General features: G+C 60.5%; 19 protein-coding genes. 9 read left to right on the plus strand and 10 right to left on the minus strand.

Annotated elements, in window-relative coordinates; translation table 11 throughout:
• Window positions 1-57 precede the first annotated feature (57 nt).
• The gene (locus tag ACMGF7_RS12305) at window positions 58-765 is read left to right on the plus strand and encodes a tetratricopeptide repeat protein (protein ID WP_164095814.1); all 708 of its coding nucleotides are present in this window, start codon (window positions 58-60) and stop codon (window positions 763-765) included.
• 28 nt (window positions 766-793) lie between these two features.
• On the opposite strand, the gene ACMGF7_RS12310 is transcribed toward ACMGF7_RS12305, so the two are convergent.
• Together ACMGF7_RS12310 and ACMGF7_RS12315 are read right to left on the minus strand one after the other, a co-directional pair.
• Window positions 794-1,441 (minus strand): DsbA family protein, encoded by a 648-nt coding sequence (locus tag ACMGF7_RS12310; RefSeq protein WP_015378930.1) that lies wholly within the window; start codon window positions 1,439-1,441, stop codon window positions 794-796.
• Window positions 1,442-1,509: 68 nt separating this feature from the next.
• Window positions 1,510-2,394 (minus strand): MBL fold metallo-hydrolase, encoded by an 885-nt coding sequence (locus ACMGF7_RS12315; RefSeq protein ID WP_004931820.1) that lies wholly within the window; start codon window positions 2,392-2,394, stop codon window positions 1,510-1,512.
• Window positions 2,395-2,502: 108 nt separating this feature from the next.
• On the opposite strand from ACMGF7_RS12315, the gene ACMGF7_RS12320 reads away from it, so the two are divergent.
• Window positions 2,503-3,411 (plus strand): LysR family transcriptional regulator, encoded by a 909-nt coding sequence (locus tag ACMGF7_RS12320; RefSeq protein WP_015378928.1) that lies wholly within the window; start codon window positions 2,503-2,505, stop codon window positions 3,409-3,411.
• Between the two features lie 27 nt (window positions 3,412-3,438).
• On the opposite strand, the gene ACMGF7_RS12325 is transcribed toward ACMGF7_RS12320, so the two are convergent.
• Window positions 3,439-4,362, minus strand: a complete 924-nt coding sequence (locus ACMGF7_RS12325; protein ID WP_164095812.1) for a LysR family transcriptional regulator — start codon at window positions 4,360-4,362, stop codon at window positions 3,439-3,441.
• 133 nt (window positions 4,363-4,495) lie between these two features.
• On the opposite strand from ACMGF7_RS12325, the gene lysA reads away from it, so the two are divergent.
• A complete protein-coding gene (gene lysA / locus ACMGF7_RS12330) occupies window positions 4,496-5,758 on the plus strand; it encodes a diaminopimelate decarboxylase (RefSeq protein ID WP_004931826.1) in 1,263 nt (420 codons plus the stop codon).
• 27 nt (window positions 5,759-5,785) lie between these two features.
• On the opposite strand, the gene ACMGF7_RS12335 is transcribed toward lysA, so the two are convergent.
• From ACMGF7_RS12335 to galR, 3 genes are all read right to left on the minus strand, one after another.
• Window positions 5,786-6,088: a helix-turn-helix domain-containing protein gene (locus tag ACMGF7_RS12335; protein ID WP_004931828.1), complete on the minus strand. Its 303-nt coding sequence runs from the start codon at window positions 6,086-6,088 to the stop codon at window positions 5,786-5,788.
• 5 nt (window positions 6,089-6,093) lie between these two features.
• Window positions 6,094-6,438, minus strand: a complete 345-nt coding sequence (locus tag ACMGF7_RS12340) for a type II toxin-antitoxin system RelE/ParE family toxin (protein ID WP_004931830.1) — start codon at window positions 6,436-6,438, stop codon at window positions 6,094-6,096.
• 159 nt (window positions 6,439-6,597) lie between these two features.
• The gene (galR, locus tag ACMGF7_RS12345; RefSeq protein WP_004931832.1) at window positions 6,598-7,617 is read right to left on the minus strand and encodes an HTH-type transcriptional regulator GalR; all 1,020 of its coding nucleotides are present in this window, start codon (window positions 7,615-7,617) and stop codon (window positions 6,598-6,600) included.
• Window positions 7,618-7,838: 221 nt separating this feature from the next.
• Between galR and ACMGF7_RS12350 the strand changes: the two genes are divergently transcribed.
• From ACMGF7_RS12350 to lplT, 3 genes are all read left to right on the plus strand, one after another.
• Window positions 7,839-10,097: a molybdopterin guanine dinucleotide-containing S/N-oxide reductase gene (locus ACMGF7_RS12350; protein WP_420286446.1), complete on the plus strand. Its 2,259-nt coding sequence runs from the start codon at window positions 7,839-7,841 to the stop codon at window positions 10,095-10,097.
• A 343-nt stretch (window positions 10,098-10,440) separates the two neighbouring features.
• Complete coding sequence (gene aas / locus ACMGF7_RS12355; protein WP_420286447.1) at window positions 10,441-12,594, plus strand: bifunctional acyl-ACP--phospholipid O-acyltransferase/long-chain-fatty-acid--ACP ligase; 2,154 nt, start codon at window positions 10,441-10,443, stop codon at window positions 12,592-12,594.
• Window positions 12,594-13,778: a lysophospholipid transporter LplT gene (lplT, locus tag ACMGF7_RS12360; protein ID WP_033632223.1), complete on the plus strand. Its 1,185-nt coding sequence runs from the start codon at window positions 12,594-12,596 to the stop codon at window positions 13,776-13,778. Before aas ends, lplT begins: the two co-directional genes overlap by 1 nt.
• Before the next feature lie 34 nt (window positions 13,779-13,812).
• Here lplT and ACMGF7_RS12365 read toward each other — a convergent pair whose 3' ends face one another.
• The 4 genes from ACMGF7_RS12365 to mutH form a co-directional block, all read right to left on the minus strand.
• Complete coding sequence (locus ACMGF7_RS12365; protein ID WP_049240057.1) at window positions 13,813-14,853, minus strand: NADP(H)-dependent aldo-keto reductase; 1,041 nt, start codon at window positions 14,851-14,853, stop codon at window positions 13,813-13,815.
• Between the two features lie 205 nt (window positions 14,854-15,058).
• The gene (locus tag ACMGF7_RS12370) at window positions 15,059-15,277 is read right to left on the minus strand and encodes a YgdI/YgdR family lipoprotein (RefSeq protein WP_004931843.1); all 219 of its coding nucleotides are present in this window, start codon (window positions 15,275-15,277) and stop codon (window positions 15,059-15,061) included.
• Window positions 15,278-15,431: 154 nt separating this feature from the next.
• Complete coding sequence (locus tag ACMGF7_RS12375) at window positions 15,432-16,148, minus strand: TerC family protein (protein ID WP_049240056.1); 717 nt, start codon at window positions 16,146-16,148, stop codon at window positions 15,432-15,434.
• Window positions 16,149-16,248: 100 nt separating this feature from the next.
• Entirely contained in the window at window positions 16,249-16,935 is a 687-nt protein-coding gene (gene mutH / locus ACMGF7_RS12380; protein ID WP_004931848.1) for a DNA mismatch repair endonuclease MutH, read from the minus strand.
• 696 nt (window positions 16,936-17,631) lie between these two features.
• On the opposite strand from mutH, the gene rppH reads away from it, so the two are divergent.
• The 3 genes from rppH to lgt all read left to right on the plus strand — a co-directional run bounded on the left by rppH (window position 17,632) and on the right by lgt (window position 21,513).
• Window positions 17,632-18,159 (plus strand): RNA pyrophosphohydrolase, encoded by a 528-nt coding sequence (rppH, locus tag ACMGF7_RS12385; RefSeq protein WP_004931849.1) that lies wholly within the window; start codon window positions 17,632-17,634, stop codon window positions 18,157-18,159.
• 12 nt (window positions 18,160-18,171) lie between these two features.
• Window positions 18,172-20,418 (plus strand): phosphoenolpyruvate--protein phosphotransferase, encoded by a 2,247-nt coding sequence (ptsP, locus tag ACMGF7_RS12390; protein ID WP_049240055.1) that lies wholly within the window; start codon window positions 18,172-18,174, stop codon window positions 20,416-20,418.
• 222 nt (window positions 20,419-20,640) lie between these two features.
• Window positions 20,641-21,513, plus strand: a complete 873-nt coding sequence (lgt, locus tag ACMGF7_RS12395) for a prolipoprotein diacylglyceryl transferase (protein WP_019455719.1) — start codon at window positions 20,641-20,643, stop codon at window positions 21,511-21,513.

Below are 21,513 nucleotides of genomic sequence, written 5' to 3' on the forward strand. Positions count from 1 at the left end.
TACACTCCGCCGCCGGGCGGTTATACTGGCGCCGAATTTTTGCAGAAAGGATAAACGATGAAGGCTTGGGTTCCCCTGTTGCTGACCTGCGGCGTCTTCGCCAGCGCCCGGGCCTGGGCGCACATTGACGAGCCGGACATCGCCGCCGACTGTCAAAAGGTGGCGAGCTACGCCGAACTGGGAAAAAAGGCCTATCAGCGGCAGGATTACGCCAAAGCCGCCGACATCTTTCGCGATCAGGCGGCCTGGAGCGAGTTTTGCGGCCTGAGCGAGCAGGCGGTCGCCACGGCTTACAACAACGTGGCGTTGTCGCTGATGCACGCCGGCGAATTGCTCAAGGCGCAGGCCTATCTGGCGCTGGCGCCGCACGATGACAAATCGCAGCACAACCTGAGCCTGTTGCGCCAACGGCTGGCGCAGCGGCCGCAGCCGCAGGGGCCGGGCGGCGTGTACTGGCAATACGCCGGGCGCGGCGTGTGGAGCGAAGTGGTGGTTAAGCCGCAGGGCGAGCGCTGGCTGATCGATTTCTCCGGCTACGCCATGCCGCAGATGGGGTTGTATTACGGCCCGAACATGGGCGACTTCTCCGCCGAGCTACCGATCGCACACGGCAAGGCCGTCTACCACCAGCACGAGTCGGACAGCGCACAGGTCTGCGACGTGACGATGGCGTTTGGCGAACAAGCGCTGGAGATGCATACGCGGGGGGATTGCGGGTTCGGCCACAACGTGCGGGCGGAAGGGCGGTACGTGCGGGTCGAATGACCCGCCCCGGCGAGCGGGGCGAGAAGGGTTATGCCAGCGCGGCGGCGCCCAGCAGGTTCTTCCAGGCTTCCACATTGCCCAGATAATTGCCGGCCGGCAGCAGATGCAGGCGGCCATCACTATCCTGCAGCGCAAAGGTCGGGAAGCCCTGGCCTTGCACTTTGGCCAGCAGCGCCCGGCTTTCCGCGATGTGTTGCGCGGTCGGCGCACCGCTGTTGAAACGCATTTCGGCGATAAACGCCGCCGAAGGCAACCCCAGCTCTTTCGCCAACGCTTCCAGCACCGGTGTATCGGCGATGCGCCGGCCTTCCTGATAGTGCGCCTGCTGAATGCGGTGCAGCATGTCCAGCCCGCGTCCCGCCAGCTTTTCCGCCGCCAGGATAGCGGTGATCGGCGGTTCGGAATCCATCACCGCCGTGGTGTCGCGCAGCAGGCCGTTGAAATAGGCTTCGCCAAAAGGCTGTCCCGTCATCTCGGCGATGCGTTTGTCGTGTGGAATGACGTAGTTGCGCCATTCATCGGTGATTTGGCGGCGGTTGTTACCGGTCATCATGCCGCCGGCGTGCGGCACAACCTTCAACCCGGGGAGACTTTGAGCCGCTTTCACCAGCGGCGCGGCGCCGTAGCACCAGCCGCACAGCGGATCGAAAATGTAATGCAGAGTGGTTTCGGTCATTTTTACTCCTCGCCTGGCGCGCGGCAGTTCACCGCGGCGCCAGGGCTGGTTCAATCACTTACGGGCGCTTATTGCGGCCACTTCATCTCGCCTTTCAGCACTTTCGCGCTCAGTTCCAGGCTCGATTCGTCTTTCAGCGTCGGGTAGTGTTTTTTCATCGCTTCAATCAGCGCGGCGGAATCCTTGGCCTTCGGCAGTTCGGCTTCCAGCGTGGTCAGGTATTTCTGGGTAAAGTGCACCGATGCCAGCGTCTGTGCGGCGCCCGGCAGGAAGTGGCCCGGCACGACGACCTGCGGCTTCAGCGCTTCGATGTTTTTCAGCGTCTGCTGCCAGTGCTGGCGCGATTCCACGGTCTGGTTGTCGGCGATCCACGGATGGATATTGTCACCGGCGACCGCGACGCCGCCCACGACCGCTTTCAGCGCCGGGATCCACACGAAGGTGCGATCGGGGGTCGGGCCGTTCAGGCCTTTCACTTCCACTTTCTGGCCGTCGATGGTGAAGCTGTCGCCCTGCAGCGGCTGCGGCACGATCACGGTTTTCGGCGCGTTGTCTTTCAGGATCGGGCCCCAATAGGCGACTTTGCCGTCTTTGGTGGCGTTGATGTCCTTGATGGTGCCTGGCGAAGCGATGATTTTCGCCTCCGGGAAGGCCGCCTTAATCACGTCCAGACCGAAATAGAAATCCGGGTCTGAGTGGCTGATATAAACGGTGGTCAGCTTCTTGCCGGTCGCCTTGATCTTTTTCACCAGCTCTTCGGCATCGTTACGCTGGAACTGAGCGTCAATCAGCGCCACTTCGTGTTGGCCGCTGACGATTTCGGAAGACACCGGGAACACGCTTTTCTCGCCCGGGTTATACACTTCCATGGTCAGGGTATCGGCAGCGGTGGCGTAAGTGCTCAGGGTGGCGACGCCGGTGAAGGCCAGAGTTAACAGTGATTTCTTAAACATGGGCAGAGGTCCTTAGGTATCGGTTAATGTTGTAACGATGTTAGGTTGCATAAAGCGATAGAAAAACCGGATAATAAGCAATTATTCGTTGCATAAATCGGACTAATCATGGATCGCATTACCGCCGCTGAAGTTTTTGTCACCATCGTCGATCGCGGCAGCATGATCGCCGCCGCGGAAACGCTGGAGATGTCGCGCGCGATGGTGACGCGCTACCTGGCGCAGATGGAGCAATGGGCCGGGGCGCGTTTACTGCACCGCACTACCCGTAAGCTTAGTCTGACCGATGCCGGTGAGCGTACTCTGGAACGTTGCCGACAAATGCTGGCGCTGGCGGGGGAGATCGACCTGGTGGAGGAAGGGCAGAGCGACGAACTGCGCGGCCTGCTGCGCATTACCTGTTCGCAGTCGCTCGGGCAAACGGCGCTGGTGGGGGCGGTCGCTCAGTATCTGAAGCGTCACCCGCAGGTGGCGGTCGATCTGCAGATGAACAACCGGGCGGTGAACCTGGTGGAAGAGCGCATCGATCTGGCGCTGCGCATCACCAACGAGCTGGATCCCAACCTGATCGCCCGTCCGCTGTCCACCTGTGCATCGGTGGTGTGCGCTGCGCCGGCGTATCTGGCGGCACACGGCACCCCGCGCCAGCCGCAGGATCTGGCGTTGCACAACTGTCTGACCTACTCCTATTTCGGCAAAAGCCTGTGGCACTTCGACGCTCAGGGGGTGAAATCGGCGGTGGCGGTCAGCGGCAACCTGAGCGCCAACGAGTCGGTGGTGTTGATGGCCGGCACGGTGCAGGGCGCGGGCATTTCCATGCAGCCCTATTATTCGGCGGCCCCGCTGCTGGCCAGCGGCGAACTGGTCGAATTGTTGCCGGATTACCGGCCGCAGTCGATGGGCATCTACGGCATCTACACCTCGCGTCGCCAGATGCCCGCCACCTTGCGCACCATGCTGGACTTTCTGGTGGAGTGGTTCGCCACCGATCCGCAGTGGCAGGCGACGCTGCGCTAAGGCCTCGGCAATATTCCCTGGCCGCTTTCAGCGTCTGACAGCGGCGGCCAGCCGGGCGGAGAAGCGTGCCGCCTGCTGATGCAGATGGTCGATAAAGGCCGTGACCAGCGCCGATGAAGGGCGGTGCAGCGGCCGGATCAGGCTGACGGTGAACGGCACGTCGATGCTGAACGGCCGCACGTGCACGCCGCTGCCGGCATAGTCGAGCGCCGTCAGCGGGTTGACGATCGACACCCCCACGCCGGCTCTCACCATGGCGCACACCGACGCCGCACTGTGCGTTTCCATCACCATGCGGCGCTCGACGCCCTGTTCGCCGAACAGCGCATCCAGCAAGTGACGATAGCTGTCGGTGCTCGACAGGCTGATAAAGTTCTGCCCGGCGAAGTCCTGCGGCGTCAGCTGGTCTTTTACCAGCAGCGGGTGGCCCGTCGGCAGCACGCACACTTCGTTCAACGTCATCAGCGTCACCCGTTCGGTGCCCGCCGGCGTGAGGGTGGTTTCCGTCAGCCCGAGATCGTGGCGTTGGGCAGACAGCCACTCTTCCAACAGCGGCGACTCTTGCGGGATCACGCTGAAGCTGACTTCCGGATAACGTTCGATAAAGGGCCGGCACACCGCCGGCAGCAGCGATTGGGAGAATACCGGCAGGCACACGATCGACAGCTGCGCCTGTTGAAACTGGCGGATGCCGGCGGCGGCGTTGACGATGCGATCGAGGCCGTAATAGGAGCGCTGTACCTCTTCGAACAACCGTAACCCTTGCACGGTGGGGGACAAACGCCCACGCACCCGGTCGAACAGCTGCAGCCGAATCAGCTTTTCAAAGCGCGCCAGCTCGCGGCTGACGGTCGGTTGCGAGGTTTGCAGCAGGGCTGCCGCCTCGGTCAGGTTGCCGGTGGTCATCACCGCCCGAAAGATTTCGATCTGCCGCAAAGAGATACTGTGCATGGCGAGGCCGCTCGACTGTAGAGAAAGCCATATCATAAATGAATAGACTACGGCTAAATAGATATTTTCCACTCGATTCAGCGTGCGGCACTATGGCGTTATCTGCCGTCATTTTCGAATTGGGAATATCGCCATGCCACGCCCGTTGCACGACACCTCCACCGCATTGAACGCCGCTAACCTGCTGGCCTTGCCGCAGCGTTTCGGTTGCCCGGTCTGGGCCTATGATGCGGACATCATCAGCCAGCGCATCGCTCAGCTGCGCCACTTCGACACCATTCGTTTCGCGCAGAAGGCCTGTTCGAACATTCATATTTTGCGCTTGATGCGCGAGCAGGGCGTGAAGGTGGATTCGGTGTCGCTGGGCGAGATCGAACGGGCGCTGCAGGCCGGTTTTCAACCGGGCGGCGAACCGAGCGAGATCGTGTTTACCGCGGACGTGTTGGATCATGCCACGCTGGCGCGCGTCAGCGAATTGAAGATCCCGGTTAACGCCGGTTCCATCGACATGCTGGATCAGCTCGGCCAGGTTTCTGCAGGGCACCCGGTGTGGCTGCGCGTTAACCCGGGATTTGGCCACGGCCACAGCCAGAAAACCAACACCGGCGGCGAGAACAGCAAGCACGGCATCTGGTATGCCGACCTGCCGCAGGCGGTGGAGAAAATTCGCCGCTACGGCCTGAAGCTGATCGGCGTGCATATGCATATCGGCTCCGGCGTCGATTACCAGCATCTGGAGCGCGTCTGCGATGCGATGGTGCAGCAGGTGATCGATCTCGGTCATGACATCAGCGCCATTTCCGCCGGCGGCGGCCTGTCTATCCCGTATCAGTACGGCGAAGAGGCGATCGATACCGAACACTATTTCGGTTTGTGGAACCGGGCGCGTGAACGCATCGCCGCGCATCTGGGGCATCCGGTGCAGCTGGAGATTGAACCGGGGCGTTTCCTGATGGCGGAAGCGGGCGTCTTGGTGGCCGAAGTGCGGGCGGTAAAAGACATGGGCAGCCGCCACTTCGTGCTGGTGGACGCCGGTTTTAACGATCTGATGCGCCCGGCGATGTACGGCAGTTACCACCATATTTCGCTGTTGCCGGCCGATGGGCGCGATACCTCGGGGCAAGCGCTGCGCGACACGGTGATCGCCGGGCCGCTGTGCGAATCCGGCGACGTGTTTACCCAGCAGGCGGGCGGCGGCGTGGAAACCCGTGAGCTGCCGCCGGTGCAGATCGGCGATTATCTGGTGTTCCACGATACCGGCGCCTACGGCGCGTCGATGTCCTCCAACTACAACAGCCGTCCGCTGTTGCCCGAAGTGCTGTTCGAAAACGGCGAGCCGCGTTTGATCCGCCGCCGCCAAACCATCGAAGAACTGATCGCGCTGGAGCTTATCTGATCAGCGGGCGGGCGCCCGGCGCCCGCTTCACAGCGTCATGCGGCGGTGCTGGCCATTGGGCAATTGCACATCCAGCGACAGCGTGCCGCCCATCGCCTCGATATAGCGTTTGAGCGACGACAGTTTGATTTCGCTGCCGCGCTTTTCCAAATTGGCGACGGAGGGTTGGCTGATGCCGAGCCGCTTCGCCAATTCAACCTGAGAAACCGCCAACTCTTCCCTCAGCATCGCCAGCCGCAGCTCGAAAATCTCCTGGTCCGCTTTTTGCCTGGCGGCGGCAACGACGGCGGGATCGAGTTTATCGATCAGTTGGGATAAAGGTTTGGCCATCTGCACTACCTCCGGGTTGCCAGATAATGTGAAAACTCCATGGCGGCGATGGGCAACATGCGCTGGTAAAAGCGTTTGTCGCCGGTTTTATCGCCGCCGCACAGCAATACCGCTTGCCGCTGTGGATCAAAGGCGAAAAACACCCTGAAAGGGCGCCCGCGATGTTGAATGCGCAGCTCCTTCAACTGCCGGACTGCGTCGGAAAAATGCAGCGTATCGGCATGCGGCCGCGCCAATTGCGGGCCGAACGTCTGCAATTTGTAGATCGCCGCCAGGATGCTTGTTTGCTGGGCGTTGTTCAGCGCTAAAAACCAGTCGTCAAACCGTTCGACGGTCACCACTTGCCACATGACGCGCTCCGAATATAGCGTTTATGCTATATAGTGTAAAGGTTATTGTGCCAACAATATGCACGAACGCTGGGAGCGGAAAAAATCCAAAAGCGGGAAATGCGGCGGGTTGCGCAATCTGAGCGCATGGGTGATGGCTCACCCATGCGGCGGTGCGAATTACGGCTGTTCGTGCGCGTTGTTGAGGGTGGCGACAGAGTGGCGGCGCACCAGCGTCGGGCTGAACATGTTGGTGATTTCCGGCAGCGGTTGGCGATTGGCCAAGGCTAGGGCCAGCTCCGCCGCCTGGGTCGCCATCGCCACGATCGGGTAGCGAATGGTGGTCAGGCGCGGCCGAAGATAGCGCGAAATCAGCACGTCGTCGAAACCGATCAGCGAAATTTCCCCCGGTACGTCGACGCTGTTATCGCTCAGCACCGAAAGCGCGCCGGCGGCCATCGGATCGTTGTAACAGGTAATGGCGGAGAACGAACGGCCGCGGCCGAGCAATTCGGTCATCGCCTGTTCGCCGCCGATTTCGTCCGGTTCGCCATAGGCGATCAGCTTTTCATCCACCGCGATACCGTGTTCCCGCAGCGCGTCGAGATAGCCCTGCAGCCGGTCGGTGGCGTCGGAAATCTGGTGGGTGGAGCAGATGATGGCGATGCGCTGATGCCCTTGCTGGATCAGATGACGGGTTGCCAGCCAGGCGCCGTAGCGATCGTCGAGCGCCACGCAGCGCGTTTCGAAGCCCGGCAGCGTGCGATTGATCAGCACCATGCCCGGGATCTGTTGCATCCAGCCGCAAAGTTCCTGATCGCTCAGCCTTTTGGCGTGCACCACCAGCGCTTCGCAGCGGTGCCGCACCAGCTGTTCAATCGCCTGACGCTCTTTTTCGGCGTCGTGGTAACCGTTGCCAATCAGCAGAAAATTGTGGGTGGCGTAGGCCACCTGCTCGACCGCTTTGACCATCGCGCCGAAGAAGGGATCGGAAACGTCGGAGACGATCAGCCCCAGCGTCTCGGTGGATTGCTGCGCCAGCGCCCGAGCGTTGGCGTTAGGGTGATACTGCAGCTGTTCCATCGCGGCCTGCACCGCGGTGCGCGACCCTTCGCTGGCCTTGGGGGAATTGTTTATCACGCGGGATACCGTGGCCACGGAAACCCCCGCCAGCCTGGCAACATCCTTTATCGTAGCCATATCAGTCAACACATCCTGGGTAATCGCTTACATCCCCCAGTTTTGCGGAAAAAAATCGGGGCTGCAAGCGGTCTCGTGCGCAACTTGTGGCGGCGGTTGCAGAATCTCTTCGAGTCTGTACGCATAACCAACTGCTACCGAACGATAGCGCAATTTGTACGTTGGCACCGGCGGTGGGCTTGAGGTAACGTCTGTGCATTCCGATTTGCGCCGAGAACGCCATGTCCATTAAACGCTATCCGCAGCTCGCCCATTGGGGCGCTTATACCGCCGTGGTTGAAGACGGCCGGCTTATCCGTTGTGAACCCTTCGTCGACGATCCCGACCCTTCGCCGCTGCTCGATTCCATCGCGCCGATGGTTTACTCCGACAAACGCATTCGCAAGCCGGCGGTGCGCCGCTCGTGGCTGCAAAAGCGCGAGGGCAGCGACCGTACGCTGCGCGGCAGGGAAGATTTCGTCGAGGTGGACTGGGAATTGGCGCTCGATTTGGTGGCGCAGGAGAATCGCCGGGTGCGCGAGCGCTACGGCGCCTCCGGGTTGTTTACCGGCTCTTATGGCTGGTCGTCGGCCGGGCGGCTGCACCATGCCCGCTCGCTGGTGCGGCGATTCTATTTCAGCGGCGGCGGCGGGGTCGATCAGCAGGGCAACTACAGCTGGGGCGCAGCGCAGTTCTTTCTGCCGTATGTGATCGGCACTTTCTCGCCGTTGACCGGGCGCGTCACCAGTTGGCCGAGCGTGGTGGAGCATTGCGAGCTGTTTGTGGCGTTTGGTGGGTTGGCGCTGAAAAACGCTCAGGTCTCTTCCGGCGGCGCGGCGGAACATGCGCTCAAGCCCTGGCTGCAAAAGCTGGCGCGCAAGGGCACGCCGGTGGTCAACATCAGCCCGATGCGCGATGATTGCCCCGAGTTCGTCAATGCGGAATGGATCCCGATCCGGCCGAATACCGACGTGGCGCTGATGCTGGCGCTGGCTTACGAAATCCAGCGGCTGGGCGCGCAGGATGAAGCCTTCCTGCACAGCCACTGCGTGGGTTATCAACAGTTGGCGGATTACCTGAACGGCGTGAGCGACGGCGTGGCGAAAACGCCGGCTTGGGCCAGCGCCATCACCGGCATTCCGACGGCGCGCATAGCGTTGCTGGCGCGGCAGCTGATCGGCGTGCGCAGTTTTATCACCTGTTCCTACTCCGTGCAGCGCGCGCATCGTGGCGAGCAACCGTACTGGATGATGATCGCGCTGTCGTCGATGCTGGGTCAGGTGGGGCTGCCGGGCGGCGGTTTTTCGTTCGGCCACGGCTCAATGAACGGCGTCGGCAACCCGCGCGTGGATACCCCCGCGCCGACCATGCCGGTAGGGGATAACCCGGCCGGGCTGGCGATCCCGGTGGCGCGCATCTGCGACATGCTGCTGCACCCCGGCGAAGCCTATCAATTTTGCGGCGAGACGCGGCATTATCCGGATATCCATCTGGTGCACTGGGCCGGCGGCAACCCGTTCCATCACCATCAGCAGTTGAACCGACTGGTGGAAGGTTGGCAGAAGCCGGATACGGTGATCGTCCAAGATATCTGGTGGACGGCGGCGGCCAAAATGGCGGATATCGTGCTGCCGGTCACCAGTTCGCTGGAGCGCAACGACATCGGCGGCTCGTCGCGCGATCGCTACGTGCTGGCGATGCACCAGGCCATTGCGCCGCAGCATCAGGCGCGCAACGATTTCGATATCTTCGCCGATCTGGCCGAGCGTCTCGGTTATCGCGAGCGCTTTACCGAAAACCGCGATGAGCGGGCCTGGATCGAAGCTATCTACCGGCAATGCGGCGCGGCGCAGCAGCGCGCCGGCGTCGCCTGGCCCGAGTTTGAGGCGTTCTGGCAACGGGGCTATGTCGAGCTGCCCGCGCCGGCCAAAGAGTTTGTATTTTTTGACGCATTCCGCGCCGATCCCCTGGTTAACCCGCTGCAAACGCCCAGCGGCAAGATCGAATTGTTCAGCGAGCGGATCGCCGGCTATCGCTACGAAGATTTCGCTCCGCATCCGCAGTGGCGGCCGCCGGTGGAGTGGCTGGGTGCGCCGCAGGCCAAAAACTGGCCGCTGCACCTGATCTCCATTCAGCCGAGCGATCGCCTGCATAGCCAGATGGATCCGGCGCCGCTGGCGCAGGGCAACAAGACCGCCGGGCGCGAAACCCTGTATATGCATCCGGACGATGCGGCGCCGCGCGGCGTGGCGGACGGCGCCGAAGTGCTGGTCAGCAATGCGCGCGGCAGCTGTCTGGCGGGGGTATCGCTCACCGATGGTGTGACGCGCGGCGTGGTGTTGATGGCGACCGGTGCCTGGTTCGAGCCGGGTTTCGACGCGCAGCGCCGGCCGGTCGAGCAGGCGGGCAACCCGAACGTGCTGACGCTGGATATCGGCACCTCGCCGCTGACGCAGGGGCCGAACGCCATGAGCTGCCTGGTCGAGGTCAGCGCGCGATGAGTGAAGATTTCACGTCTGGGTCACTGGCTCGTCGTTGTTATATTTATTTTCGTCGCTGTGGGAAGGTTTAAGTTTCATTGAGTTATTACAGCAGATCGCGGGAAATTTACAGCTGGTTGCATTTGGAGCAGAACTCTTGCGATTCGGCGGTAGTTTCCTGCACGCCATCTCTCTAGAGTAGGTGATCCCAGAGGTATTGATTGGTGAGAAATCAGCATACTCTGTATGTTGAAGCCATTTTCAATTGCACCAACCTACGCGGATGCGTAGGTTTTTTTTTGCCTGCCATATAGTATTCTTTTCCCTACAACGATTTACGCCTCCATGGCCAAGGGAGAAGGGCATGATCTTTTCACTGCTGCGCGCGCTGTTTCGCCTGTTGTTTCGGGTACGGGTCGAAGGGGACGTCCAGCACTTCGAACGGCAAAAACTGCTGATTACGCCGAACCACGTCTCTTTCCTCGACGGCGTACTGCTGGCGCTGTTCCTGCCGATAAAACCGGTGTTTGCGGTCTATGCCAGCATCGGCGAGAGCTGGTTTATGCGCTGGCTGCGGCCTTACATCGATTTCGTCTCGCTCGATCCCACCAAGCCGATGGCCATCAAGCAGCTGGTGCGCATGGTCGAACAGGGGCGGCCGATCGTGGTGTTCCCTGAAGGGCGCATCACCGTAACCGGCGCGCTGATGAAAATCTACGACGGCGCGGCGTTTATCGCCGCCAAATCGGGCGCCACCGTGGTGCCGGTGCGGATCGACGGCCCCGAATTCAGCCCGTTCGGCCGCATGGCCGGGGTGTTCAAGATCCGCTGGTTTCCGCAAATCAGCATCCGCATCTTGCCGCCGACCACGCTGCCGATGCCGGAGGCTCCGCGTGCGCGCGAGCGGCGGGCGCTGGCGGGCGATCGGCTGATGCAGATCATGATGCGGGCGCGCATGGAGACGCGCGAACCGCAGACGCTGTTCCATGCCTTGCTGGCGGCGCAGCAGCGCTATGGGCGGCGCAAGCCCTGCATCGAAGACATCGCTTTCAAAGAAGACAGTTACCAGACGCTAGTCAAGAAATCGCTGGGCGTCAGCCGCATTCTGCAGCGCTTTACCGCCGAAGGGGAGCACGTCGGGCTGCTGTTGCCCAACGCCACCATCACCGCGGCGGCGATCTTCGGCGCTTCGCTGCGCAACCGCATTCCGGCGATGCTCAACTACACCGCCGGCGCCAACGGCCTGAACAGCGCGATGACCGCCGCCGGCATCAAGACCATCGTCACCTTGCGCCAGTTCCTGGAGAAGGGCAAGCTGACCCATCTGCCGGAGCAGGTGACGCAGGCCAACTGGGTGTATCTGGAGGATCTGAAAGACACCGTTACGCTGGCGGACAAGCTGTGGATCCTGCGGCACTTGCTGCAACCGCAGCGCGCGGCGTTGCCGCAACGCCCGGAGGATGCGGCGCTGATCTTGTTCACGTCCGGCTCCGAAGGCCACCCCAAGGGCGTGGTGCACTCGCATGCCAGCCTGCTGGCCAACGTAGAACAAATTCGCACCATCGCCGATTTCACACCGCGCGACCGTTTCATGTCATCGCTGCCATTATTCCACTCGTTCGGCCTGACGGTGGGGCTGCTGACGCCGCTTCTCACCGGCAGCCGCATTTTCCTCTACCCCAGCCCGCTGCACTATCGCGTGGTGCCGGAGTTGGTGTATGACCGTAACTGCACGGTGCTGTTCGGCACGGCGACCTTCCTCAACAACTATGCGCGCTTCGCGCATCCGTATGATTTCGCTCGCCTGCGCTATGTGGTGGCCGGCGCGGAGAAACTGGCGGACAGCACCAAACAGATCTATCAGGATAAATACGGCATCCGCATTCTGGAAGGCTATGGCGTGACCGAGTGCGCGCCGGTGGTGTCGATCAACGTGCCGCTGGCGACCAAGGTGGGCACCGTCGGGCGCATCATGCCGCAGATGGAGGCGCGCTTGATCGCGGTGCCGGGCATCGATAACGGCGGCCGCCTGCAGCTGAAGGGGCCGAATATCATGAAAGGCTACCTGCGGGTTGAACGTCCCGGTGAGCTGGAACCGCCGGCGGCGGAAGATGCGAACGGTGTGCTGCAGCCGGGTTGGTATGATACCGGCGATATCGTCAGCCTGGATGAGCAGGGTTACTGCACCATTCGCGGCCGCGTGAAGCGCTTCGCCAAGCTGGCGGGCGAGATGGTGTCGCTGGAGAGCGTCGAACTGCTGGCGCAACGGCTGTCGCCGGAAAAACTGCATGCCGCCACGGTCAAAAGCGACAGCAGCAAAGGCGAGGCGCTGGTGCTGTTCACCACCGATCCCGCCATTACCCGCGAGGCATTGCTGCGGGTGGCGCGCGAGCTGGGCAGCCCGGAGCTGGCGGTGCCGCGCGATATTCGCCTGTTGAAAACGCTGCCGGTGCTCGGCAGCGGCAAACCTGATTTCGTCACCCTGCGTCATATGGCCGAACAGCCGGAGAGTGCCTGATGAATCCTTCGACCGAATCCCCTTTGTTGTCACGCGGCATGATCGCGGTGATCAGCGCGCAGTTCCTCTCGGCGTTCGGCGACAATGCGTTGCTGTTCGCCACGCTGGCGCTGATCAAGCAGCAGCTGTATCCGGACTGGAGCCAGCCGATCCTGCAGATGGCCTTCGTCGCCACCTACATCATCCTGGCGCCGTTTGTCGGCCAGGTGGCCGACAGCTTCGCCAAAGGGCGGGTGATGATGTTCGCCAACGCGCTGAAGCTGGCGGGGGCGTTGGTGATCTGTTTTGGGGGGAACCCGTTTCTGGGTTACAGCCTGGTCGGCGTGGGAGCCGCCGCGTATTCTCCGGCCAAATACGGCATTCTGGGCGAGATCACCAGCGGCGAGAAGCTGGTCAAGGCTAACGGCCTGATGGAGGCCTCGACCATCGCCGCCATTCTGACCGGTTCGGTGGCCGGCGGTATTCTGGCGGACTGGCACGTGGTCGCGGCGCTGGCGGCCTGCGCGTTGGTTTACGCGGGGGCGGTGGTCGCCAACCTGTATATTCCACGTCTGGCGGCGGCGCGCCCAGGGGCTTCATGGCGGCCGCGGGCCATGACGCACAGTTTCTTTACCGCCTGCGTCACATTATGGCGCGATGGGCAGACGCGTTTCTCATTGATTGGCACCAGCCTGTTTTGGGGGGCCGGCGTGACGCTGCGTTTTCTGTTGGTGCTGTGGGTGCCGGTGGCGCTTGGCATCGCCGATAACGCCACGCCGACGCTGCTGAACGCCATGGTGGCCGTCGGCATCGTGGTGGGCGCCGGCGCCGCCGCGCGCTTCGTCACGCTGAAGACGGTGAAGCGCTGCATGCCGGCCGGGATCCTTATCGGCGTCGCGGTCGCGGTGTTTGCGTTGCAAACGACCATGCTCAATGCCTACGTCTTGCTGGCGATCATCGGCATGCTGGGGGGCTTCTTCGTGGTTCCGCTCAATGCGTTGCTGCAGGAGCGGGGCAAACATTCGGTCGGCGCCGGCAATGCGATCGCGGTGCAAAACCTGGGTGAAAACGCCGCCATGTTGCTGATGCTGGGCCTGTATTCTTTGGTCGTGAAGCTGGGCGTGCCGGTGGTGGGCGTCGGCGTAGGGTTTGGCGTGGTGTTTGCGCTGGCGATTAGCGCGTTGTGGTGGTCGCAGCGGCGGTGAAACGGGGCGCAGCCTGGCTGCGCCCTCAGGGGGATTAAGGCGCCGGAATGGTAAACCGGGTGTGGATTTCTTCGAGCGCCTGCAGCACGTCCTCATCCAGAATCACGTCGAGGCTGTCGAGGTTGATTTTCAACTGCTCCACCGAGGTGGCGCCCAGCAGAGTGCTGGCGACGAACGGCTGCTGACGCACGAAGGCCAAGGCCATCTGCGAAGGATCCAGCCCGTGTTTTTTGGCCAGCGCCACGTATTCGGCGATCGCCAACTGGGTTTGCTGCCCTGAATAACGGTTGAAACGGGTGAACAGCGTATTGCGCGCGCCGGCCGGTTTTGCGCCGTTGAGGTATTTACCGCTCAGGGTGCCGAACGCCAGGCTGGAATAGGCCAGCAGTTCCACCCCTTCGTGCTGGCTGATCTCGGCCAGGCCAATCTCAAAGCTGCGGTTCAGCAGGCTGTACGGGTTTTGAATCGACACGATGCGCGGCAGCTCATGTTTCTCCGCCAGCTGCAGGTAGCGCATCACGCCCCAAGGCGTTTCATTGGAAACCCCGATATAGCGGATCTTGCCGGCGCGCACCTGCTCGGTCAGCGCTTCCAGCGTTTCCAACAGCGTGACCGTAGCTTTGTCCTCGGTGTATTGATAGTTGAGTTTGCCAAAGCAGTTGGTAGCGCGCTGCGGCCAGTGCAATTGATAAAGATCGAGATAATCGGTGTTCAGCCGCTTGAGGCTGGCGTCGAGCGCGGCGCGGATGTTTTTGCGATCCAGCGCCTGCTGCGGACGGATGCTGCTGTCGGTGCCGCGCACCGGGCCCGAAACTTTGCTGGCCAGGACGATTTTTTCGCGATTGCCGCGCGCCTTGATCCAACTGCCGATATAGCTCTCGGTCAGGCCCTGGGTTTCCGGACGAGGCGGCACCGGGTATAGTTCGGCGGTATCTATCAGGTTCACGCCTGCGGCCAATGCATAGTCCAGTTGCGCATGGGCGTCGGCTTCGCTGTTCTGTTCGCCAAAGGTCATGGTGCCCAGTCCCAGCATGCTCACTTCTAAAGAACTGTGGGGAATACGGTGGTATTGCATTAACGGCCTTCCTTTCTTGTTAGCGCTGACGGGCCGCGCGGCCCGGTGAAACAGGAGCCCAATTCAGAAGACGGCGCAAAGTCCGTCGGGCGGCGATGTCGCCTTTCCTGACTATAACCAAGCGGTGAAGATGGGGGAAGCGGATTCAGTGCGGAGACGAATGAGGGCTATCGCGCTTGAACGGGCGATAGCCGGCGAGCGGTGATTAGCGTTCGATAACCTGGGAAACCTGATCGCCGTTGATCTGGCGGTGGTTGCCTTTCTCGTCTTTATAACTGATGAGTCCGGTGTCTTCGTCGATCTCTGGCTTGCCTTGCGTCAGGATCATGTTGCCGTCTTTGGTCGCCATGACGTAGTCGCTGGAACATCCCGCCAAACCGGCCGCCATCACCAGCGCAGACACTGCCATTACCCACTTTTTCATCCTGCGGATCCTCGATTATGCAAAAACAATGTTCTTTCAAGATTAGCAAACTCTTGGCCGGGGGCGTCTCAGATAAGTCTTTATCTGATAAGAAGAAGTGAAATGAGAGGTCAACGAAGCGATGGAAGCCGCCGATGGCGGTTTCCGTATCGCGTTATTCCGGCGCGTGATTTTTTTTGCTGCGCATCAGATTGAGCGCTTCTACCGACATGGAGAAGAACATGGCGAAGTAGATGTAGCCTTTCGGCACGTGCACCTGGAAACTTTCCAGCATCAGCGTGAAGCCCACCAGGATCAGGAACGCCAGCGCCAGCATTTTCACCGACGGATGGCGGTTGACGAATTCGCCGATCGGCCGTGCGGCGAACATCATCACGCCGACGGCGATCACCACCGCCGCCATCATGATGAACAGGTGATCGGAAAGGCCCACGGCGGTAATCACCGAATCCAGACTGAAGATGATATCCAACAGCATGATCTGTACGATCGCGCCGAAGAAGCTGTGCACCTTGGTGTGGTGCTCTTCTTCCGACCCTTCGATGGTTTCGTGGATCTCTTTGCTGGCTTTCCAGATCAGGAACAGTCCCCCCAGCAGCAGGATCAGATCGCGGGCGGAAATGGCGTGATCCAGCACGGTGAACAGCGGGTGCGTCAAGCGGATCACCCAGGCGATGGAGGCCAGCAGCGCCAGGCGCATCAGCATGGCGGCGGCCAAGCCCATTCGGCGAGCTTTGTTCTGTTGCGCTTTGGGCAGCTTCGCCACCACCAGCGACAGAAAAATGATGTTATCAATACCCAGTACGATCTCAAGAATGGTTAGCGTACCTAACGCTAACCAGGCATTGGGATCCATAATCCATTCGAACATTGCCCGACACACCTTAATACTTAATAAATGCAAAGCGTGAATTATACGCGTTTATCGTGGCGCTGACAGGTTTAGCTAAACCAGAGTTAAACGAAATCGCTTAGATTGAGAAATGTCTTGCCAGCAGCGCGCCGGTAAAACCCTTTTTCAGATAGAAACCGCGCGGCAGCGTCATGATAGGTTGCCCCTGTTCGCCGATGGCTTCGGTGAGCGCCTTGTTGTTGGCCGCTTTGGGGCGCAGTTGCAGCACTTCGCCGTGGCGTGCGGTGATGCGTTCTACGTGACCGAGCACAATCAGATCCATCAGCTCTTCCCAATCGCGGCGCAGCATCTCTTCTTCAGCAAGGCTTGGGCTCCATAGCAGCGGCGAACCGACGCGGCGCTGCGCCAGCGGGATTTGCCGTTCGCCTTCTACCGGTATCCACAACACGCGCGCCAGCTTGTGGCGAACGTGGCTGCTGGCCCAGGTGACGCCGCTGTTGCCGGTGAGCGGGGCGACGCAGACGAAAGTGGTCTCCAGCGGTTTGCCGGCGGCGTCGACAGGAATGGTTTTCAGCTCAATGCCCAGCTCAGGAAAATCCTGTTCCGGTTTGCTGCCGGCCATGGCGCCGAGATACAGCTCCAGCAGCATGCCCACCCAGCCTTTATCGCGTTTCAGATCCTTGGGGATCGGCAATTGCGCACGGGCGGCCAGTTCGCCAAAGCTGAAGCCGGCCAGCGCCTGAGCGCGCTCGAACAGCTGCCGTTCATTTTCCGGCGGGGGCGGCAAAGGGGATAAAAATGCCATAAATCAAGCCTGTCGAATTTGGTTGAAAAACGTACTGCAATTATACACGGCGAGCGATAACCGCTATCGCCTGGGGAAAAGAATAATAGTAGCATGATTTTACATGACTTTTTTTCTTTCCTTACGCGGGCGACAATGCACTTGCGGGGCTTGTTCACCTGAAGCCACCGACAATAAACAGGATCTTACACCTATTTATCCACAGATTTATGGGATAACCCAAATTTTTACCGATCACTGGTTCAATTTACAGCCTTGACTCAGGCGGATTTTTACGAATTTGTCCGTTTTGTGCGTAACTTGCCCGGATAATCTGTGGATAAAAACGGCGTTGGTGGATCTTTCGCCAGGGTAAGATCCTTACCGTGCATAGATCACATTTTTGCCCTATGCGTCACTGTGAGATATTGGTTAACTATATGTTTTTAAGTTTAATATTTGTTTTTAGGTATGAGGGGGGATTTTAGGGGGCTAGAGTTTTACCGGCTTATCCCTCGAGTTCTGCACACACCTATCCACAGAAAAAGTGAATAAAACTGGTCTGAAAGGCTGGGGTATGTTTATAACTTTGCCTATATCTGTGAGTTATCCCAATGTTATCCGGCCCGCAGCGCCGTAAAGCAGTGGTTTACCGCCTGTAGCTTGTGTGAAACAATCAGGACATCTATGCGAATTTAAGCTTATCGAGGTAGTCCGGTGATCGATGATGATGGCTACCGCCCGAATGTTGGTATCGTAATCTGTAATCGTCAGGGGCAGGTCTTATGGGCCCGCCGTTACGGTCAGCACTCCTGGCAGTTTCCCCAAGGTGGGATTAACCCTGGCGAAACTGCGGAGCAGGCGATGTACCGTGAGCTGTTCGAAGAAGTGGGGCTGAGTAAAAAGGATGTGCGCATCCTGGCTTCGACCCGCAACTGGTTGCGCTATAAATTGCCGAAACGTTTGGTGCGTTGGGACACAAAGCCGGTTTGTATCGGCCAAAAGCAAAAATGGTTTTTGTTGCAGCTACTGTGCAATGACGCTGATATCAATATGCAGCGCAGCAGCACGCCGGAGTTCGACGGTTGGCGCTGGGTGAGCTTCTGGTATCCGGTGCGCCAGGTGGTGTCGTTTAAACGCGACGTCTACCGCCGGGTGATGAAAGAATTCGCCGTGACCGTGATGCCGATGCAAGAGCAGGCGGCGCCGCGGCAGGCCCCCGCTTATCGCCGAAAGAGAGGTTAAGTTAAGCCGACTATGCTCACGCGCTTGCGAGAAATTGTAGAGAAGGTGGCCGCGGCGGCCAGTCTGACGGATGCGCTGGATCTGCTGGTCAATGAAACCTGTCTGGCGATGGACACCGAAGTGTGTTCCATCTACCTGGCGGACAACGATCGCCGCTGTTACTACCTGATGGCCACGCGCGGGCTGAAAAAGCCGCGTGGGCGCACTATCGCATTGGCGTTTGACGAGGGCGTCGTCGGGTTGGTCGGCCGCCGAGCCGAGCCTATCAACCTGGCCGATGCCCAAAGCCACCCCAGTTTTAAATACGTTCCGCAGGTGAAAGAGGATCGTTTCCGATCCTTCCTCGGGGTGCCGATCATTCATCGGCGCCAGCTGCTGGGGGTGCTGGTGGTGCAGCAGCGCGAGCTGCGCCAGTTCGATGAAAGCGAAGAGTCTTTCATGGTCACCCTGGCCACGCAGATGGCCGGGATCCTGTCACAGTCGCAGCTCAACGCCATTTTCGGCCAGTATCGCCAAACGCGCGTGCGCGCGCTGGCGGCCTCGCCCGGCGTGGCGGTGGCGGAAGGGTGGCAGGACAGTAGCCAACCTTCGCTCGATCAGGTTTACCGCGCGTCGACGCTGGACACCGCCAGCGAGCGCGAGCGCCTGACGCTGGCGCTGGAAGAGGCCGGCGCGGAGTTTCGCCGCTTCAGCAAGCGTTTTGCCGCCAGCTCGCAAAAAGAGAGCGCGGCGATCTTCGATCTTTATTCTCACCTGTTAAACGACGCCCGCCTCAAGCGCGAACTGTTCGCCGAAATCGACAACGGCTCGGTGGCGGAGTGGGCGGTGAAACAGGTGATAGAAGCCTTTGCCGAACAGTTCGCCAAACTGCAGGACACCTATATGCGCGAGCGCGGCAGCGACCTGCGCGCGCTGGGCCAACGCCTGCTGTTCCACCTCGACGACACCACCCAGGGCGCCACCCAGTGGCCGGCGCGTTTTGTGCTGGTGGCGGATGAGCTGACCGCGACATTGCTGGCTGAAGTGCCGCAGGATCGCCTGGTCGGCGTGGTGGTGCGCGACGGCGCCGCCAACTCGCATGCGGCGATTTTGGTGCGTGCGATGGGCGTGCCGACGGTGATGGGCGCCGACATCCAACCTTCTCTGCTCAGCCAGCGGTTGCTGATCGTCGACGGTTATCGCGGTGAACTGTTGGTCGATCCTGAGCCGGTGTTGGTGCAGGAATATCAACGGCTGATCAGCGAAGAGCTGGAGCTGAGCAAGCTGGCGGAAGACGACGTCGAGCAGCCGGCGCAGTTGAAAAGCGGCGAGCGTATCCAGGTGATGCTGAACGCCGGCCTCAGCCCGGAACATGAACAGCTGTTGGGCGGCCGAGTGGATGGCGTGGGGTTGTACCGCACCGAAATCCCGTTCATGTTGCAAAGCGGTTTCCCGTCCGAAGAAGAACAGGTCGCGCAGTATCAAGGCATGCTGCAGCTTTATCCGAGCAAGCCGGTGACGCTGCGCACCCTGGATATCGGCGCCGACAAGCAACTGCCCTATATGCCGATCAGCGAAGAGAACCCTTGCCTGGGGTGGCGCGGCATCCGCATCACTCTGGATCAGCCGGAGATCTTTTTGATTCAGGTGCGCGCCATGCTGCGCGCCAATGCCGGCACCGGCAACCTGGGTATTTTGCTGCCGATGATCACCAGCCTTGAAGAGGTCGACGAAGCTAAACGCCTGATTGACCGAGCCGGGCGCGAGGTGGAAGAGGTGCTCGGCTACGCGATCCCGAAACCTAAAATCGGCGTGATGCTGGAAGTGCCATCGATGATTTTCCTGATCCCGCATTTGGCAGGGCGCGTTGATTTCATCTCGGTCGGCACCAACGACTTGACCCAGTACCTGCTGGCGGTGGATCGCAACAACACTCGGGTTGCCGCGCTGTATGACAGTTTGCATCCCGCGATGTTGCAGGTGCTGAACTTGATCGCCGAGCAGGGGAACGCGGCCGGGCTGCAGCTTAGCCTCTGCGGTGAGTTGGCCGGCGATCCCATGGGCGCGCTGTTGTTGGTAGGCATGGGCTATCGCAATCTGAGCATGAATGGCCGCAGCGTGGCGCGCATCAAATACCTGCTGCGACATATCGACCTGGCCGACGCCGAAATGCTGGCTCACCGGGTGTTGAACACCCAGATGACCACCGAAGTGCGCCATTTGGTGGCGGCGTTTATGGAGCGGCGCGGCATGGGGGGGCTGATCCGCGGGGGCCGCTAACCGCCGCGCGGTGTGATTTTTTTACAGAACTTTTCCCACCCTGCCGGACCGGACCGCGCTAAGCCTATGTTATGATGCGCAACCTCAGCGCGGCGCATGCTCGTCGCCTTGCAGACCGCAGCGGCCAATGCTGTCGCTTGCAAGGCGCGGGATAATCTCCGTCGCCGCTTGGCACCTGCCGCCCCCGCATGGGGAAAAATAACAGACATGTTGTGGTGATAGATGAGCAATAGCTATCTGGCGTTTCCTAAATTTGATCCGGTCATTTTCTCCATTGGCCCGGTTTCTCTGCATTGGTACGGCCTGATGTACCTGGTCGGCTTCGTTTTTGCCATGTGGCTGGCGGTGCGTCGCGCCAACAAGCCGGGCAGCGGCTGGACCAAAGACGAAGTGGAAAACCTGCTCTACGCCGGCTTCCTGGGCGTATTCGTCGGCGGCCGCGTAGGCTATGTGCTGTTCTACAACCTGCCGCTGTTCCTGGATAACCCGCTCTATCTGTTCAAGGTCTGGGATGGCGGCATGTCGTTCCACGGCGGCTTGATGGGGGTGATTCTGGTGATGTTCTGGTTCGCTCGCCGCACCAAACGCACCTTCTTCCAGGTTTCCGATTTTATCGCGCCATTGATCCCATTCGGCCTGGGCGCCGGCCGCCTCGGCAACTTTATCAACGGCGAACTGTGGGGCCGCGTCACCACCGATACCCCTTGGGCGATGTTGTTCCCAAGTTCGCGCAGCGAAGACGTGGCCCTCGCCGCCGCCGATCCCTCTCTGTTGCCGCTGCTGAATCAGTACGGCGTGCTGCCGCGCCACCCGTCGCAGCTGTATGAACTGCTGCTGGAAGGCGTGGTGCTGTTTATCATTCTGAACCTGTTTATTCGCAAGCCGCGGCCGATGGGCGCCGTATCCGGCCTGTTCCTGATCGGGTATGGCGCATTCCGCATCATCGTTGAAGCGTTCCGCCAGCCGGATGCTCAGCTCGGCCTGTTCGACGGCGTGATCAGCATGGGGCAGATCCTGTCCATCCCAATGGTGGTGGCCGGTGTTATTATGATGATTTGGGCGTACCGTCGTCGCCCGCAGCAACAAGTGTCGTGA

Source organism: Serratia sp. BNK-17 (assembly GCF_048684935.1).
Taxonomy (GTDB): Bacteria; Pseudomonadota; Gammaproteobacteria; order Enterobacterales; family Enterobacteriaceae; genus Serratia; species Serratia nematodiphila.

Excerpts from the sequence above, each read along its gene's own strand:
- ACMGF7_RS12325 (WP_164095812.1), bottom strand. The coding sequence starts at position 4,362 with ATGCACAGTATCTCTTTGCGGCAGATCGAAATCTTTCGGGCGGTGATG.
- ACMGF7_RS12375 (WP_049240056.1), bottom strand. The coding sequence starts at position 16,148 with ATGTTCGAATGGATTATGGATCCCAATGCCTGGTTAGCGTTAGGTACG.
- aas (WP_420286447.1), top strand. The coding sequence starts at position 10,441 with ATGATCTTTTCACTGCTGCGCGCGCTGTTTCGCCTGTTGTTTCGGGTA.
- galR (WP_004931832.1), bottom strand. The coding sequence starts at position 7,617 with ATGGCTACGATAAAGGATGTTGCCAGGCTGGCGGGGGTTTCCGTGGCC.
- mutH (WP_004931848.1), bottom strand. The coding sequence starts at position 16,935 with ATGGCATTTTTATCCCCTTTGCCGCCCCCGCCGGAAAATGAACGGCAG.
- ACMGF7_RS12370 (WP_004931843.1), bottom strand. The coding sequence starts at position 15,277 with ATGAAAAAGTGGGTAATGGCAGTGTCTGCGCTGGTGATGGCGGCCGGT.
- lplT (WP_033632223.1), top strand. The coding sequence starts at position 12,594 with ATGAATCCTTCGACCGAATCCCCTTTGTTGTCACGCGGCATGATCGCG.
- ACMGF7_RS12320 (WP_015378928.1), top strand. The coding sequence starts at position 2,503 with ATGGATCGCATTACCGCCGCTGAAGTTTTTGTCACCATCGTCGATCGC.
- ACMGF7_RS12365 (WP_049240057.1), bottom strand. The coding sequence starts at position 14,853 with ATGCAATACCACCGTATTCCCCACAGTTCTTTAGAAGTGAGCATGCTG.
- ACMGF7_RS12305 (WP_164095814.1), top strand. The coding sequence starts at position 58 with ATGAAGGCTTGGGTTCCCCTGTTGCTGACCTGCGGCGTCTTCGCCAGC.
- ACMGF7_RS12310 (WP_015378930.1), bottom strand. The coding sequence starts at position 1,441 with ATGACCGAAACCACTCTGCATTACATTTTCGATCCGCTGTGCGGCTGG.
- ACMGF7_RS12315 (WP_004931820.1), bottom strand. The coding sequence starts at position 2,394 with ATGTTTAAGAAATCACTGTTAACTCTGGCCTTCACCGGCGTCGCCACC.
- ptsP (WP_049240055.1), top strand. The coding sequence starts at position 18,172 with ATGCTCACGCGCTTGCGAGAAATTGTAGAGAAGGTGGCCGCGGCGGCC.
- lgt (WP_019455719.1), top strand. The coding sequence starts at position 20,641 with ATGAGCAATAGCTATCTGGCGTTTCCTAAATTTGATCCGGTCATTTTC.
- ACMGF7_RS12335 (WP_004931828.1), bottom strand. The coding sequence starts at position 6,088 with ATGGCCAAACCTTTATCCCAACTGATCGATAAACTCGATCCCGCCGTC.
- lysA (WP_004931826.1), top strand. The coding sequence starts at position 4,496 with ATGCCACGCCCGTTGCACGACACCTCCACCGCATTGAACGCCGCTAAC.
- ACMGF7_RS12340 (WP_004931830.1), bottom strand. The coding sequence starts at position 6,438 with ATGTGGCAAGTGGTGACCGTCGAACGGTTTGACGACTGGTTTTTAGCG.
- ACMGF7_RS12350 (WP_420286446.1), top strand. The coding sequence starts at position 7,839 with ATGTCCATTAAACGCTATCCGCAGCTCGCCCATTGGGGCGCTTATACC.